Origin of the sequence: Lysobacter enzymogenes (genome assembly GCF_017168095.1) — a bacterium.
Classification (GTDB): Bacteria; Pseudomonadota; Gammaproteobacteria; order Xanthomonadales; family Xanthomonadaceae; genus Lysobacter; species Lysobacter enzymogenes_D.
This window is the reverse complement of the sequence record NZ_LXSD01000396.1, coordinates 1,871-2,092: the sequence shown is the minus strand read 5'-3', so window position 1 is coordinate 2,092 and position 222 is coordinate 1,871.

Genomic DNA, 222 nt, shown 5'->3' with positions numbered 1-222 from the left:
CGGCTGTAGGAGCTGCGCGAGCTGCGACTGCGAATACGCGGCTACGGCGGAAGGTTCGTCGCAAGCGCGTTGTCGCGGTCGCGGCTTGCGCCGCTCCTGCAGCGGCTTCGGGCGGTTTCGTTTGCGGCTGTAGGAGCTGCGCGAGCTGCGACCGCGACAACGCGGCTACGGCGGAAGGTTCGTCGCACGCGTGGTGTCGCGGTCGCGGCTCGCGCCGCTCCT